Source organism: Parabacteroides sp. AF17-28, from assembly GCF_003479205.1.
Taxonomy (GTDB): Bacteria; Bacteroidota; Bacteroidia; order Bacteroidales; family Tannerellaceae; genus Parabacteroides; species Parabacteroides acidifaciens.
Map to the genome: position 1 here is coordinate 97,516 of NZ_QUGV01000018.1, position 15,337 is coordinate 112,852.

The 15,337-nt window shown below is 48.9% G+C and carries 17 protein-coding genes; 11 read left to right on the forward strand and 6 right to left on the reverse strand.

The window, feature by feature from the left end; genetic code table 11:
• Window positions 1-2: 2 nt before the first annotated feature.
• From DWW90_RS13705 to DWW90_RS13715, 3 genes are read right to left on the reverse strand one after another with little or no spacing between them, the layout of a single operon-like run.
• A complete protein-coding gene (locus tag DWW90_RS13705; RefSeq protein ID WP_122345368.1) occupies window positions 3-1,289 on the reverse strand; it encodes a DUF6080 domain-containing protein in 1,287 nt (428 codons plus the stop codon).
• The gene (locus tag DWW90_RS13710) at window positions 1,286-1,885 is read right to left on the reverse strand and encodes an HAD-IB family hydrolase (protein ID WP_122345369.1); all 600 of its coding nucleotides are present in this window, start codon (window positions 1,883-1,885) and stop codon (window positions 1,286-1,288) included. The genes DWW90_RS13705 and DWW90_RS13710 overlap by 4 nt, the downstream gene beginning before the upstream one ends.
• A gap of 1 nt (window position 1,886) precedes the next feature.
• A complete protein-coding gene (locus tag DWW90_RS13715) occupies window positions 1,887-2,783 on the reverse strand; it encodes a decaprenyl-phosphate phosphoribosyltransferase (protein ID WP_122345370.1) in 897 nt (298 codons plus the stop codon).
• Window positions 2,784-2,896: 113 nt separating this feature from the next.
• On the opposite strand from DWW90_RS13715, the gene porV reads away from it, so the two are divergent.
• Window positions 2,897-4,075, forward strand: a complete 1,179-nt coding sequence (porV, locus tag DWW90_RS13720) for a type IX secretion system outer membrane channel protein PorV (RefSeq protein WP_122345371.1) — start codon at window positions 2,897-2,899, stop codon at window positions 4,073-4,075.
• Window positions 4,076-4,099: 24 nt separating this feature from the next.
• On the forward strand, window positions 4,100-4,576 hold the full coding sequence (gene ispF / locus DWW90_RS13725) for a 2-C-methyl-D-erythritol 2,4-cyclodiphosphate synthase (protein WP_115501033.1): 477 nt from the start codon (window positions 4,100-4,102) through the stop codon (window positions 4,574-4,576).
• Here ispF and DWW90_RS13730 read toward each other — a convergent pair.
• Window positions 4,554-6,389 carry a HAMP domain-containing sensor histidine kinase gene (locus tag DWW90_RS13730; protein WP_233547756.1) on the reverse strand — a complete coding sequence of 612 codons (1,836 nt, stop codon included), beginning with the start codon at window positions 6,387-6,389 and terminating at the stop codon, window positions 4,554-4,556. The two genes, ispF and DWW90_RS13730, sit on opposite strands and share 23 nt — an antisense overlap.
• Before the next feature lie 216 nt (window positions 6,390-6,605).
• On the opposite strand from DWW90_RS13730, the gene DWW90_RS13735 reads away from it, so the two are divergent.
• Genes DWW90_RS13735 through fic form a run of 6 tightly spaced genes read left to right on the forward strand, consistent with a single transcriptional unit; the run spans window position 6,606 to window position 12,859 of the window.
• Window positions 6,606-6,950, forward strand: coding sequence for a translation initiation factor (locus tag DWW90_RS13735; RefSeq protein WP_115501032.1), 345 nt, complete (start codon window positions 6,606-6,608; stop codon window positions 6,948-6,950).
• 5 nt (window positions 6,951-6,955) lie between these two features.
• Window positions 6,956-10,243 (forward strand): exodeoxyribonuclease V subunit beta, encoded by a 3,288-nt coding sequence (locus tag DWW90_RS13740; RefSeq protein WP_122345373.1) that lies wholly within the window; start codon window positions 6,956-6,958, stop codon window positions 10,241-10,243.
• Between the two features lie 52 nt (window positions 10,244-10,295).
• Window positions 10,296-10,958, forward strand: coding sequence for a phosphatidylserine decarboxylase family protein (locus DWW90_RS13745; RefSeq protein ID WP_115501030.1), 663 nt, complete (start codon window positions 10,296-10,298; stop codon window positions 10,956-10,958).
• Window positions 10,959-10,967: 9 nt separating this feature from the next.
• Window positions 10,968-11,672: a CDP-diacylglycerol--serine O-phosphatidyltransferase gene (gene pssA / locus DWW90_RS13750; RefSeq protein ID WP_122345374.1), complete on the forward strand. Its 705-nt coding sequence runs from the start codon at window positions 10,968-10,970 to the stop codon at window positions 11,670-11,672.
• Window positions 11,673-11,726: 54 nt separating this feature from the next.
• Window positions 11,727-11,984 carry a DUF4834 family protein gene (locus tag DWW90_RS13755; protein WP_115501028.1) on the forward strand — a complete coding sequence of 86 codons (258 nt, stop codon included), beginning with the start codon at window positions 11,727-11,729 and terminating at the stop codon, window positions 11,982-11,984.
• Window positions 11,981-12,859 carry a protein adenylyltransferase Fic gene (gene fic, locus DWW90_RS13760; protein ID WP_122345375.1) on the forward strand — a complete coding sequence of 293 codons (879 nt, stop codon included), beginning with the start codon at window positions 11,981-11,983 and terminating at the stop codon, window positions 12,857-12,859. Before DWW90_RS13755 ends, fic begins: the two co-directional genes overlap by 4 nt.
• 9 nt (window positions 12,860-12,868) lie before the next feature.
• On the opposite strand, the gene DWW90_RS13765 is transcribed toward fic, so the two are convergent.
• Together DWW90_RS13765 and DWW90_RS13770 are read right to left on the reverse strand one after the other, a co-directional pair.
• Window positions 12,869-13,312, reverse strand: coding sequence for a nucleoside deaminase (locus tag DWW90_RS13765; RefSeq protein WP_115501026.1), 444 nt, complete (start codon window positions 13,310-13,312; stop codon window positions 12,869-12,871).
• Entirely contained in the window at window positions 13,309-13,536 is a 228-nt protein-coding gene (locus DWW90_RS13770) for a hypothetical protein (protein WP_115501025.1), read from the reverse strand. The genes DWW90_RS13765 and DWW90_RS13770 overlap by 4 nt, the downstream gene beginning before the upstream one ends.
• 70 nt (window positions 13,537-13,606) lie before the next feature.
• Between DWW90_RS13770 and DWW90_RS13775 the strand changes: the two genes are divergently transcribed.
• Genes DWW90_RS13775 through DWW90_RS13785 form a run of 3 tightly spaced genes read left to right on the forward strand, consistent with a single transcriptional unit; the run spans window position 13,607 to window position 15,080 of the window.
• The gene (locus tag DWW90_RS13775) at window positions 13,607-13,972 is read left to right on the forward strand and encodes a YraN family protein (protein WP_115501024.1); all 366 of its coding nucleotides are present in this window, start codon (window positions 13,607-13,609) and stop codon (window positions 13,970-13,972) included.
• Between the two features lie 12 nt (window positions 13,973-13,984).
• On the forward strand, window positions 13,985-14,338 hold the full coding sequence (locus DWW90_RS13780) for an MmcQ/YjbR family DNA-binding protein (RefSeq protein WP_122345376.1): 354 nt from the start codon (window positions 13,985-13,987) through the stop codon (window positions 14,336-14,338).
• A complete protein-coding gene (locus DWW90_RS13785; protein WP_122345377.1) occupies window positions 14,331-15,080 on the forward strand; it encodes a biotin--[acetyl-CoA-carboxylase] ligase in 750 nt (249 codons plus the stop codon). Before DWW90_RS13780 ends, DWW90_RS13785 begins: the two co-directional genes overlap by 8 nt.
• Window positions 15,081-15,337: the final 257 nt, after the last annotated feature.

The window sequence follows — 15,337 nt, forward strand, 5'->3', positions numbered from 1 at the left end:
AATTACCCCACTTCCTCCCACAACCGCATAAACTCCAACGTATTCATGGTGGCAGTCAGGACAAAGAAGCCGATGACGGTCCAGTCCAATATCCGGTACATGCGGACCGGGAGGCGGTTGTACAGCCAGCCTAACAGCATCGGGACGGCAAACATCCAGTGGCCGCCGAACAGAATGGCTTCGTTCATTCCGTAGCGGATAATAAAGTGGATCACGAAGTCGATGCTCAGATACATAAGCAATAGCTGCACATACTTGTTTCGCAGGTTGAGCAAGGCAGAGGCCGCCACCAACACTAACAGGAGCACGACCACCGCATTGTTCCAACTATGTAGATATTCGCTGGGACGCAGCACCACCTCATGGCCGACCTGTTGTTGCGTCAGAGGCGTACTCATGATCGTGTTTCCCCAGAAATCGATCAATGCCTGTTTGCTGAATGTCTCGTCGTGGATGAAATACTGTCCGAGTTGTTGCGTTGTTTCGATCGGGGAGGGCCCTTCGGGAGCGAACAACTTTGCTTTAAGCGTGTAAAAGCCCATGATGACGGCTACGCAAACGACGAAGGGAAGCATCACTTTGAAGCCTGTCCGTATCTTATGCAGGAAAGGCGTTTTGTTCAGAAATACCGCCATTGCCGGTTTGGCTGCGTTTGTAATCGTGATTCCTCCACAGAGGAAAGAAAGGAAGAGGATGGTCCGTCCCTTTATATATCCTGTCAGTTTATATTCCCTCGATAGCATTAACAGGGAAAAGACAAGCAGGAAGAAAGAGAACGGATAGCTTTCGGTTGTGAACGACAAGACGACAGTCGTAAAGAAACAACCTGTAAATCCGGTGAGCAGTAAGGCACGGCGGGTGGAGACCTGGACAATCTGTTTCAGGTAACGATAGATCAGTACCAGACCGCCGGTTATCAACAGGTTCATCAGCACCAGACAGATAATACCGCCGGTTTTCTCTTTGAACAGGCTTGTCAACAGGATTATCAACAGGGTTTTCAACAAATGAAACAAGCTGAAGAACGGATGGCTGACGTCGAACGCCCCTCCGCGTGTATGCAGGTGGAACAGGTTGTCATAGCCTAAATAGCTGCCCGGCCCTCCGTTCGGAACGTCTATCAGCTCTGTGTAAAAGAGCATATAGTAGCCGATTATCCCATAAAGAAGGAAGAAGAAAAGAAAGAGTCCGGTCTCTGTCCAACTGGGCGGAAACAGGGTTCGTCTCGTCTCTCTCCACTCGATTCGGAGTGCGCGCAGCAGGGTGGACAGGCAGGAAGGTATCGTCATCTTTGTCGTTTATTGAATGGTTTATAATGGGGAACGTCGGCAATGGCAAGCAGTTCTTTGTCACCGGAACTGTCACCATACACATATAAAGTCTCGGAAATAACATCCGGATATAGCTTGCGAAGCCTGCGGACTTTCTCGGTCCCTTTGCAGTTGGGTGTGGAAAAACGTCCTGTCAGGACACCGCCTTCGACCTCCAGTTCCGTTCCTTCCACCTGCCGGATTCCGACTGTTTCCGCCCAAGGACGTATCCAGTCCGGTACGGAGGCGCTGATGATGACGACTTTGTCACCCTTTTCCTGGTGCTTGCGAATCTCTTCCAGGGCGGCAGGATAAACCAACTCCGGTATGCGGGCGGCATATCGCAGGCAAGCTTGCCGGAAATCCGCTACGCTCATTCCGCGAAGGAAGGATGAAAAGACAAGTTCTTTCGCCCGGTGTGTGGAGAGGATGCCTGTCAGGGCTGTTAGTTTTAATATGATTATCAGGGGAAGACGGAGGATGAACGCCGTCCGTCCGCAAGTCCGTATCAGGAAGTCCGGTAGGGAGTCGCGGGAGATGATCGTTCCGTCAAAGTCGAATACAGCTATTGGCATATCAGTAAATAAGTAAAGCGAATACGACGAACCAACCCGCGACAGTCAGTTGCAACGTCCGGTCTTGCAACAAAATATCGGTCGGGTTACAATTACTTTTTTCCACCAGGATGATTTGCAGGTATCGCATGATTCCTGCCAGAACGAACGGGATCGTGACATACAGATACTCGCTGCTCCTTGCCGTCACTTCCGGCGAAAGGGTGTACAGGATGTAGGTCACGGCAATAATGGAGGAGAGGAACGACAGGACTACATTCAGGTAGTCGATTGTATAGCCGGTAATATTTTTCCGGGAAACCTGTCCCGTCTCCATGAAATTAAGCAAATCGTCCCTTCTCTTGGCAAAAGCGAGGAAGAGGGAGAGGATGAAAGTCATAATGATCAGCCAGTGGGACAACTCGATGTCTCCCGCCGTCGCTCCTGCCTCCAGACGGATGATGAAACCGCAGGCGACAATCATGACGTCTATGATCTGCACCTGTTTGAGGTAAAGCGTGTAAGCCAGGTTCAGGAGGATATATCCTCCCGCCAGCAACCAGATGAGGTTGCTACTTGTATGTATAAAGCTGAAGCATACAGCGCTTATGCCGTAAAGAAGGAGCATGAAACCGACAGCCTCTGCCGGCGATACCTTGCGGGCGGCAATCGGGCGGAACCGTTTGGCGGGGTGCAAGCGGTCTTCCGCCGCATCCATTAAGTCATTGAACACATAGACGCCGCTGGTAAGCATACAGAAACCGGCAAACAGGAGCACAACGTTTTGCAGCCTGTCCAAAGCCCCTATCTCCTGCGCAAAGAACAGAGGGAGAAACAAGATGATGTTTTTTACCCATTGGGAAGGGCGCATCAAAAGAAATAATGCTTTAACTTTGCCTGTCGATTGCATATCTTTCATACTCAAAGGGCAAAAGTAGGAATTTTATTCGAGCATACAATAAAGTTAGGATTATTCAGTTTATAATACAGTCGGCGAAGGACTGCCGGCTGGGTTCAATTAAATTAAAACGTATGATAAGTAAATTCAGAATCGGGACACTCGTTATATTGCTTGGTCTTTTCATCTCCGCAACAGCGTGGGCGGAAGGCGATGATATTAAATATTCACCTATCGAAATGGCTGTGCCTTCCTTGATTATCGCTCCTGATGCGCGTGGCGGCGGAATGGGTGATAACGGTGTTTCCACTTTGCCGGATATCGGTTCACAATATTGGAACGCGGCCAAATATGCTTTTATGTATAGCAAGGCAGGGGTGAACCTGTCTTATACGCCTTGGTTGCGTAAGTTGGTCAACGACGTGGCATTGGTGAATATGTCCGGTTACTATAAAATAGGGGATAATGATTTGCAGGCGGTTGGTGCCTCTTTGCGCTATTTCTCCTTGGGTGAAGTGCCGCAGTATGAAAACATCGGCGACCAGCCTATTTATGCAAACCCGTATGAGATGGCGTTCGACGTGAGTTATAGCCGTAAGTTGTCGGAAAACTATTCAATGGCGGTTGCTTTGCGTTATATCCGTTCCGATATGGGTGTCGACCCGAATGAGTTGAAGCATGCCGGCAATGCGTTTGCAGCCGATATCTCCGGATATTTGGAGAAGTATGTGATGATGGGCAGTGCGGAAGCTTTGTGGAGTTTCGGTTTCAACCTGTCGAACATCGGTAGTAAGATTTCGTATGACGAAGGTACGAACAATATGTTCCTTCCTGCCAAGTTAGCTTTGGGTACCGGTTTGCTTTATCCTATTGACGAGTATAACCGTATCGGCGTTTATCTGGATTTAAGTAAATACATGGTTCCTTCCGTTCCGCAGAAGAAAGACGGAGAGACGGATGAAGAGTTTACCGCCCGCAAGGAAGACTACAAGGCTTTGTCCAGTATCTCCGGTATGTTCAAGTCGTTTAGCGATTCTCCTAACGGCTTTAAAGGCGAATTGGAAGAGGTGATGGTTTCGGTCGGAGCCGAATATAGCTACAATGAACAATTCTTCGTTCGTGGCGGTTATTTCTACGAGAGTGCGAATGTCGGTAACCGTAAGTATTTCTCTGTCGGCGCCGGTTTCCGTATGAGCGTTTTCCAGTTGGATGCCGCTTATCTGATCAGTACCGTTCCGCAGAACCCGTTGGACCAGACACTTCGTTTCTCCCTGTCCTTCGATATGGACGGGATTAAGAATCTGTTTCGGTAATTGAAAGTTGAAAGTTAAAAGAAGATGAAGATACGGGTGGGTTTCGGATATGATGTGCATGCGTTGGTGCCGGACCGCGATTTGTGGTTGGGCGGAGTGAAGATCGAGCATACGTTGGGCTTGCAGGGCCATAGCGATGCCGACGTGTTGATCCATGCCATTTGCGATGCCCTTTTGGGGGCGGCCAATATGCGCGATATCGGTTACCATTTTCCCGACACGGCAGGCGAATATAAGGATATAGACAGCAAGATCCTTCTTTATGATACGATGGAACTGCTTCGTGATGCCGGATATACATTAGGCAATATAGATGCGACAGTCGCAGCCGAACGCCCGAAACTGAATCCGCATATCCCCGAAATGAAGCGGGTGATGGCGCAAGTCCTGCAAGTGGATGTCGAAGATATATCCATTAAGGCGACAACCACCGAAAAGTTAGGCTTCACCGGACGGCAGGAAGGAATCGCCGCCTACGCTACGGTCTTGATTCAGAAGTAAGAGAGTCTGCGTCCGACCCAGGCTCGCAGGGGATCGTAAACCAGAAAGTGCTTCCTTTACCTTCCTTCGATTTTACCCCTATTTCTCCTTTCAGGCAGTCTATGATGGTCTTGCAAATGGAGAGGCCGAGTCCCGTTCCCTGGATAAAGGTGTCGAACTTGGCGAACCGCTCGAATACGTGCGGGATGTTTTCTTCTGCAATCCCTTTCCCCGTATCTGTTACATAGAAACGCAATCCTCCTTCTGTTTCCTCGTATCCCATTGTGATGGAACCTTTAAATGTGAACTTACAGGCATTTGTCAGGAAATTGCTCATAACCTGCATCAGCCGGTTCTTCTCCGAATGGATGACGTAAGGCTTTTCAGGCAGGATGCATATTAGCTCCACGCCGGGTTTGGTTTTGTCACGGAACACCTGCATCAGGTGGTTGAACATCTCGGAAACATTTATGTCGCTATATATGAAGTCCAGTTTGCCCGCTTCTATCTTGGACAGGTCGAGGATGTCGTTGATAAGCTGCAGGAGCAATTCGTTGTTTGTCTCTATTGTTTTACAGAACTCTTCCCGGTTTTCTTCCGGGCATTCTCCCTGGGCGATCAGGTTGGAGAAGCCGACGATTGCGTTCAGCGGCGTACGTATCTCGTGGCTCATATTCGCTAAGAATGCCGTTTTCAGGCGGTTTGCCTCTTCTATCTTTTCTTTCTCCCGTTGTTCTTCTTCCGTTTTCCGTTTCTGGATCAGCAGTCGGATACGCAGGAAGGCAACAGACATCAACAGGATAAGGATGACAATCCCGCAGATAATTTGGACTTTGTATTTCTCCAGGAATGTAGGGGGCTGTTCGAAATAGACAGCATTTTGGGGATAGCGGGACGGGGAAATACCATGCCTGTACAGATGCTGGTAATTCAGATATGTCCTGGGAGTCCCGGCCATATGTTCGTGTGTGTTATCTATCTTTTTGCCTTTCAGCATTTCCTGCAGGTAGGTGATGACAGTCTTGTTAAAGTCTTCAACCGAGATATAATGCCCTCCGGCAAAGTTACCTCCCTCTATGTCGAGGTCGTTAATAACGTAGACGGGAGGATTGGAAAAGCTGTTTGTCATTTTCTGTACGTTGTCGATCAGGTAATGGTTCTCTCCTTTCTGGCTTGCCGCATACCAGGAGTAATAGATGATGCCGGCATCTTGGTTGCTGTAGGTCGTGAGCGTATCCAACAGATGTTCCGTCGAAAGCTGCGGCCATGAGAGTACGTCTAACTGAAGGTCCGGGAATTGCTGTTCCAATACGCTTTGCACTTCCTGGCGGGTCAGGATGCTGATGTAGCGGTTGTCGTTCACAAACACGACTTTCTTCAATTCGGGCTGCATCTTTTGCATCATTTCGATTGTCTCCCGGATATAAAGCGGCTGGCTCAGTGTTATAGCATTGTACCCTTTTATGATTGTGGATGTCGGGACCATGGCTTCCTGGGGGTCGAGCTTGCGCTCCACCATATCTTTTATGTTCCGTGGAACCATGCCCCGCGAATAGCAAACCAGACTGGGAACGCCTTTCCATTCGTTATCGAACAGAGGGCGTATCACGAGCCATGCCGGATCGCCGATGCAGACGACAGCCCGGGGAGGGAGCGGATATTCTTCCCGTAGATGGGCCAACTTATTCAGAATCTCTGTTGTGTCTTTGATTATCGGTATCTGCAGCTCTTCTCCTTTGACTTGTAGCCCTTCCTGGGTGATCAGGGTTTGAATGGTCTCATAGGTTTGATGTGTCCAGGTTTCATTAAAGTTGATAGAATGTACTACCAGCACATAGTCTTCATCTGTATGCTGGGCGGACCGTGCCTGCCTGCATATCAGAAGAATAAGAAATGTGAATAAATACCCTGTTATTCTCATATTCGATTGGCAAAATGATAAAGGTACTTGAAAATCATAAAGTTTATGCAAATATAGGTATTATTGTTTGTAATCTTGTTTATCCCGGTGTTAATTTGTAGATTTGAACCCATAAAGAAAAGAGTAAATATGAAGACAAACGACTGGAAAGAGCGTCTGGGGGTTATGTATTCCACCAACCCGGATTTTCAATATAACACAGGTGATGAAGAGGAAGAAGACACACTTCCGAAAGAGAAACAACAGTTGCGTATTTCTTTAGATAAAAGGAACCGGGGCGGAAAAGCCGTGACACTGGTGACCGGTTTCCGCGGGACGACTTCCGATTTGGAGGCGCTCGGCAAATTCCTGAAAGTGAAATGCGGTGTCGGCGGTTCCGCCAAAGAGGGGGAAATCATCGTGCAGGGTGACTTGCGTCCGAAGGTGCTGGAGATATTACAAAAGGAAGGCTACGTCAAGAGCCGTATAATCTGAACCGTATGCTGACTGTCTACAGAGCTTCGGCGGGAGCCGGGAAAACACACAAACTGACCGGGGAATACCTGACCCTGTTGTTCACCGGGCCGGGCGCTTTCCGCCGCATTCTTGCCGTGACCTTTACGAATAAGGCGACGGACGAGATGAAGACCCGTATCATCGATGAACTGTATAACTTAGCCTCCGGCAAGAAATCGGATTATGTGGAATTACTCGGCTCGACCTATTCGCTTACGGAGACGCAGGTCCGGAAGCAGGCAGCAAAGATACTGATTGATATCCTGCACGACTATTCCGCCTTTAATATCAGCACGATCGACCGCTTTTTCCAACAGACTATGCGTGCCTTTACCCGCGAGATTGGCTTGCAGGGAGGATATGGCATCGAGATGGACCAGGAACTGGTCCTGACTACGGCTATCGACAACCTGCTGTCGGATTTGGAAAAGCCCGAGAGCAAGGATCTGTTAGGTTGGTTGCTCCGGTTTGCGGAAGACAAGATAGAGAACGGCGGGGAGTGGAACCTCCGTAAAGACATCATGTCCCTGAGCCGGGAAGTTTTTAAGGAAAGTTATAAGGCTTTCAGTGAAGAAGTCGGCCGGGATATAGAAGATAAGAAAGCGTTGGATGACTATAAGAATGCTCTCTACGGCATCATCCGTTCTGTGGAGACTGCCGCCAAAGAATTGGGGGAACGCGGATTGGAGATTCTGGCTGAATACGCACTCAAACCGACGGACTTCAAGGGAGGGAGCCGTTCGCCCCTGACCCTTTTCGACCGTTTGGCGCAAGGGGAAATGAAGGAACCGTCAGCGACCTTTATCGGCTTGGCGGACAACCTGGACGGATGCTTTACGAAGACGACCCCGCTCGGCGCCCGGCAAATCATCGGATGTGCCTTTGAAGACGGACTGAACGACTGCATCAAAGGCATTGTCGCCTTGTTTGGCGATCTGACCGCCTATAATACGGCCCGTGAGATTGTGCGCTATTACTACACGTTGGGAATCCTGACGGATGTTTCCCGCCAGATTGCGGCTTACCGGGAAGAAAAGAATGTGATGCTGATAGCCGACACGACCGAACTGTTGAATAAGGTGATCGGCGGGAGCGATGCCCCTTTCATCTATGAAAAGACCGGTACGCACGTCGACCATTATATGATAGACGAGTTCCAGGATACCAGCGGGATGCAGTGGAATAACTTCCGTCCGCTGATTGAAGAAAGCCTGGCGCATAACCGGGATAACCTGATCGTGGGAGATGTGAAACAGAGTATCTACCGTTTCCGCAATTCCGACTGGAAGCTGCTCGATGAGCAGGTGCAGGCCGACTTCTCGCCCGAAGAGGTCCGCGAAGAGACCTTGAAAGATAACTGGCGCAGTTGCCGGAATATCGTGATGTTCAACAATGCCCTTTTCACGACATTGCCCGGCGTGCTTCAAGGGATGTATAACGAAGCCCTTTCCGCCTCTTCCCTGACGGAAGAACAACGGGCGGCCTATTTTACCAAGATCATGTCCGCCTACGACAATAGTTTCCAACAGGTTCCTCCGCCTTTCCGGGAGAAAGAGGGGCATGTGCGGATCGAATTCCTCTCCGGTGATGACGAAAAAGACTGGAAGGAAGAGGCGCTGGAACGTCTGCCGGGCGTACTTGAAAAACTGCAGGACAACGGATATGCCCTGAAAGATATTGCCATTCTCGTCCGTACCAACCAGGAAGGGGCGCAGGTGGCGGATACGTTGCTGACATATAAGGAAGAACATCCTTCCGACCATTATAACTACGATATAATCTCCGATGAGGCCCTGTTTGTAAGCGGTTCGACGGCGGTCCGCTTCTTAGTTTCCCTGTTGCGCTACCTGAAGAACCCGGACGACAGGACGAACGAACAGATCGCCTTGTACTCCTATTGGATACTGAACGCTGTTCCCGCACCCGATGCAGGGTCGCAAACGAACAGCATCGAATGCGGAAGCCGCGCAAAGACCTTCCCGCCGGAGATCGCATCAGCCCTGCAAGGGCTTTCCCGCCAGTCGCTGTATGAGATAACGGAGGGGCTGTTCCGCCTCTTCTCCGCCGACTTTCCGGCGAACGAGCAGGTCTTTGTACAGGCTTTCTTAGATATGGTTTCCGAATATACCCAGAAGGAGAGCGCAGACCTGAGCCGTTTCCTGAAATGGTGGGATGAGACTGGTTGCCGGAAAACGATTGCCACGCCTGACGGACAGAACGCGGTCCGCATCCTGACGGTCCATAAGTCGAAGGGATTAGGCTTTAAGGTTGTGATCATACCTTTCGGCGATTGGGAAATCGACCATAAGCCGACGAAGCCTGTGATCCTCTGGTGTCATCCGGAGGAGAAACCATTCAACCGTCTTCACCTGGTCCCCGTGCGTTACAGCCAGTCGTTGGCGAAGACAATCTTTGCAGCCGATTACTTTAAAGAACGTTTGCACGCCTTTATCGACAATCTGAACACATTATATGTCGCCTTTACCCGCTCGAAAGAAGAGTTGGTCGTATTCTCCCCGCGTCCGAAGAAGATCAAGGAAGAAACAGGCGAGGTGGAAAAGATATCCTCTTTGACGGATGCTCTTTGGGCAGGCCTGCACACGGAGGTCTCCGATACCCGGGCAGGCGAGAGACTGATCTCGTTGCCGGCATCTTTTGATACCGGAAGAGGCGTGTTCGAACTGGGTGACTGGTGGCGTCCGGTTGCCAAGACCGAAGAGACAGGCATGCAGGAGGTCGGAATGAGTCGCATGAACTCGATCTCTCCGGATGACCGCTTGCAACTGCGTCTGCATGGGAAAGGCTTCTTCTTCGATAATGCCCGCCGGAAGCATGGCGCCCTGATGCATGAGGTGTTGAGCCGTATCCGTACGCGGAAAGATATCCCCCAGGCCGTTGAACGCTACCGCCAGGAAGGCGTGATCGACCGGACGGAAGCGGCGGCGCTTGTCTCCCGCCTGGAAGAGTTGTTGAATATGCCGGATGCCGCACCCTGGTATGACGGGACGACCCGCGTGCTGAACGAAGTCGACATCCTGTTCGGAAACGGGCTGTCGAAGCGTCCGGACCGTGTGATGATTACCGATGACCGGGTTGTTGTTGTCGACTATAAATTCGGGGAACATCCTGACCAACGCTATCATCGCCAGATTCGCAACTATCTGAAGCTGATCCGCCAGATGGGATATAAGGAGGTGGAAGGTTTCCTCTGGTATGTCGAATTAAGCAAAATAGAAGCTGTGAAAGGGGGATATATTTTTGTTATTCGGTAAAAATGAATATTTTTGCAGATTCTTACGATAAAATACACGATTAGATTACAGAATGAAAGTACATAAAGAAGGAACAGGTCTGTTGTTAACGCTCTTCACGATATTCTTTATTGTGGACGTTGCGCTGTATCATACTGTCAACAAAGGATGGGTCTTTTACGGCACAACCTTTGTCACCACTGTCCTGTTCTTATTGGTACTTAACTTCTTTCGCAGTCCGTTCCGCCGCTTCCCCTACGATTCGGAAGGCTTGGTGATTGCTCCCGCCGACGGGACGATCGTGGCGATTGAAGAAGTGAAGGAGAACGAGATATTGCATAGGGAATGCCTGCAAATCTCAATATTCATGTCCGTCTTTAACGTGCATGCCAACTGGTTCCCCGTAAACGGGACAGTCAAGCACGTATCGCATCAGAACGGACGTTTCATGGCGGCCTACCTGCCGAAAAGCAGTACGGAGAACGAACGTTCGGCCGTTGTGATTACGACCCGCAACGGGATAGATGTCCTGGCGCGGCAGATTGCGGGAGCGATGGCGCGACGCATTGTAACTTATGCCAAAGTCGGCGACAAATGCCACGTCGACGAGCAGATGGGATTTATCAAATTCGGTTCCCGTGTGGATGTCTACCTGCCTGTAGGGACGGAAGTACTGGTTGAAATGGACCAGAAGGTTACCGGTAACCAGACTCCGATAGCCCGCTTGGGAAAATAAAAGAAGTAAATGAGCATCAAACAAAGTATACCTAATTTAGTGACCTGTTGCAGTCTTGTATCAGGTTGCATCGCCTGTGTGATGGCGTTGAAAGGCAACCTGCCGATGGCAACCCTGTGGATTGTCGTGGCGGCTGTTTTTGATTTTTGCGACGGTTTTGCCGCCCGTTCCCTGCATGCCTATTCTCCGATGGGAAAGGAACTGGATTCCCTTTCCGACATGGTTAGTTTCGGGGTGGCCCCCGGAATGATTGCCTACTGGCTGTTGGAGCAGGCTTGTATGACGGTTCCCGCTTTGGGAAACGCCGCCCCTTATATTCCGTATTTGGCTTTAGTGATACCTGTCTTTTCCGGGTTGCGCCTTGCCAAATTCAATATCGACGAAAGGCAAACGACCTCTTTCATCGGTATGCCGGTGCCGGCACATGCTCTTTTCTGGGCTTCTATCGGATATGCGTTTCGGGCTTCCATTCCGGTGGACAACATCGGGTTCATTGCCGGGATAATCGTTTTAGCGATCCTGTTCTCTTTGTTGTTGGTCTCGGAGGTCCCGATGTTCTCTTTAAAGGTCAAGTCGTTAAAGTGGAAAGGCAACGAACTTCGCTACATCCTGGTAGGCGGCGCAGTGGTCTTTGTGGCTCTCTTTGGCGTTCTGGGTATTGCCGGAACGATTATACTCTATATCGCCTTGTCTTTTTTTAACAAAAGAAGATAAACAAGAATTCGTATCTTTGTGTTTGTGTAATAAAAACCAACTAAGTGACGGAGTATGTTTAAATTTTTGTTTGTAATGTTCTTCTTCTTTATCCTGTTAGTATTCCTGATGGGATTTTCAATCTTGCGTACGTTCAAAAATATCCTGTTTGGCAGCGGAAGCAGCGGGAAAAAAGGAGGGCAACGCCGTCAAACAACCACCTCTTCTTCCTCCGGACGGAGCAGCACGTACGAAGAACCTTCTTCCGTATCCCGTAAAAAGATATTCGCCAAGGACGAAGGCGAGTATGTCGACTATGAGGAGGTGAAATGAATCCCAAAATATCCATCCGCTTTTTTGCAGACCGCGAGGTTCGTGCTATATGGGACGACGAACGTGAGAAATGGTATTTTAGTGTTATTGATATTGTCAGTGCTTTAAACGGGCAGGACGATTATACAAAAGCCCGTAACTATTGGAAATATCTTAAGAACAAATTAAAAAAAGAGAACAGTCAGTTGGTTAGTGACGCTCACCAACTGAAATTAACTGCACCTGATGGAAAGAAATATTTGACAGATACGTTTGATAGTGACGGCGTGATCTCTCTTGCCAAGCATTTCCCAAATAACAAAGCCCTGAAGTTTCTTGATTGGTTTACATATAGCGATAACAGCAGTGACGGACAGAGTAAGAAAAAAGCATATTCTTTTTTTGAAAGTAACCTGGTCAGGGAATCGGAAATCGGGACGGTGAAAAGTTTGCAGCAAATCCATGCCTATATTTTCGGAGGGATATATGACTTTGCGGGAAAAATAAGGCAGAAGAATATTTCGAAAGGCGGCTTTCAGTTTGCAGTGGCGCACTTTTTAGGCAACACATTAAAGCAAATTGAACAAATGCCTGAGAATACATTCGACGAGATAGTCGATAAATATGTGGAGATGAATATAGCCCATCCATTCATGGAAGGAAATGGCCGGAGTACGCGTATTTGGTTAGATCTGATTTTCAAGAAACACCTGAAACAGTGTGTGGATTGGAGCAAGATTAATAAAACTGATTACATGGACGCAATGGTAAGAAGTTCTATAAACAGCAGCGTACTGAAACAGTTACTGAAGAATGCTTTGACAGATAAGATCAACGACCGTGAAATCTTTATGAAAGGGATTGATTATTCGTATTATTATGAAGAAAACGAATAATATGCTCTTTTAGCGCTTTTGCTGGAAAAAGCGCTTCATCTCTTCTGCGCATTCTTTTTCGAGGATGCCCGTTTTTACGATGGCTTTAGGATGGAAGGCTTTCGGGGCATATTGCCGGAAGCCTCTTTTTTCGTCTGTCGCTCCGTAGACGATTGTGCTTAGTTGTGCCCATCCGATGGCTCCGGCACACATGACGCAAGGCTCCACGGTTACATACAGGCTGCATCCCGTCAGATATTTGGCACCTAAGACACCTACGGCGGCCGTTATCGCCAGCATCTCGGCATGGGCGGTAGGGTCGTTGAGGCGTTCCGTCTGGTTATGTGCACGGGCTATGATCTGGTTGTTGCATACGATGACGGCGCCGACCGGGACTTCGCCTTCGGCAGCTGCGGCGCGGGCTTCTATCAGCGCCTGCTTCATGAAATATTCGTCGTTGAAAGGATTGATCATCTTCTCATTTCGTTTTCGTTGAAGAGGGTCGGATAGTCCTCTTCCAGTGTTTTGAGTATGTGGGACAGGATCGTCTCGCGGTACCAGCGGGACTTGTTGGCTATCTTATACCTGGCAAGATAACGCTCCACAGCCTTCTGCTCATCGTCGTTGAGCATAAAAGTAACCTTGTGCACACGCGGGTGGTTCGGTTGAGGGGGCGAATATTTACGTTTCAATGCCATTGTTCTGCAAATGTAAGATTGAAAGCTCAAATAAAAAAGAAAAACGTTATATTTGTGCAAATTACACAGGATGGCAAAACGGAACGAAACAGGGAAAGACGGGGAAGCCGTTGCGCGTGTTTTTCTGGAAAAGCATGATTATACGATTGTCCATACGAATTGGCATTGGCATCATTATGAGTTGGATATCGTTGCCATGAAAGACGGCGAACTGGTTGTCGTGGAGGTCAAGACTCGCTCGGATGATTATCTTTTAGCGCCGGAGGAGGCTGTGGATAACGGCAAAATCCGCCGCATCGTGACAGCAGCCGATGCCTATGTCCGCTTTTTCAATCTCGAATTGCCGGTCCGTTTCGATATTATTACCGTGATAAAGAAAGGCGGGGACTATGAAATCGACCATATCGAAGACGCGTTTTATGCTCCTTGCCGCTAATATGAAAGATATATGAATATAGAAGAAGCCCGGGAATATTGTCTGTCGTTGAAGAATGCGACGGAATGTTTCCCTTTTGACGATGTCTCGTTAGTGTTTAAGGTGGAAGGGAAGATGTTCCTGCTTCTGCCGTTGGATGCGAGTGAACCGTGCGTGTCGCTGAAATGCAGTACCGACTACACCGAGGAGCTGCGCGAACGCTATACGGCTGTGGAAGGCGCCTATCATTTTAATAAGAAATACTGGAACACGATCTATCTCGACCGCGATATGCCGGATGAGGAGATCAAGCACTGGATCCGCCATTCCTACCGTGAAGTAATAGCCAAATTGCCGAAGAAAACAAGAGAACTCTACAATGAATAAAGAGAACGAAACTCCGCGGATTATCCGGCTGGATGAGACAAATTCAACCAATAACTACCTGCGGGAGCTACTTGCCGGGGACGCATTGCCGGAGGGCAGCCTTGTCATTGCCGACTTCCAGACTGCCGGAAAAGGGCAGGTGGGGAACTCATGGGAGTCGGAAGCCAGGAAAAACCTGATGTTCAGTCTCCTGCTGTATCCCGATTTCCTTCCGGCAAACCGCCAATTCCTGATTTCCCAGATCGCTTCCCTGAGCGTCAAGGAGACGTTAGACGGCTATATCGACTCCGTCACGGTGAAATGGCCGAACGATATCTACTGGAAAGACCGTAAGATATGCGGTATGCTGATCGAGAATGATTTGTCGGGACAACATCTGTATTGTTCGGTTATCGGCATCGGCCTCAATATCAATCAGGAGGTTTTCCGGAGCAATGCCCCCAATCCTGTATCGCTCACCCAAATTACCGGGAAGACGTACGACCGCGAAGAGGTCCTGAAACGTTTCCTGCGTATCTTCTTCAATTATTATTGCCTGTTGCTGCAAGAGAAAGAGGAAGAGGTCCGCGCGGCTTATATGGCAGCTTTATATCGTGGTGACGGCTATTATCCCTATGTCGACGAAAACGGCCGTTTTGAAGCCCGTATCTACGCAATCGAGCCGACCGGCCACCTGATCCTGCAACTGCGTGACGGGGAGCGGAGGAGATATGCTTTTAAGGAGGTGACGACGGTTATTTAGCTGAGACATATACATAACCACCTTTCCGTATATCCTCAAAACTTTGTATGCCGATCGGCATTTTTCTGATTGCTCTATCCATAAAGCCGTTGCCCGTACGTTAATGTGATGGCACGTCAAGAGGTATGGACGAAAAGGGGTGATATTCCTGTTTTTTTATTACCGATTACCACCGGAAGCATTTGATAATGTGAGATTTATTCCGTATATTTGATTAATTAAAAACACAAGAAAATGACAACAACAACCTTCCGCAT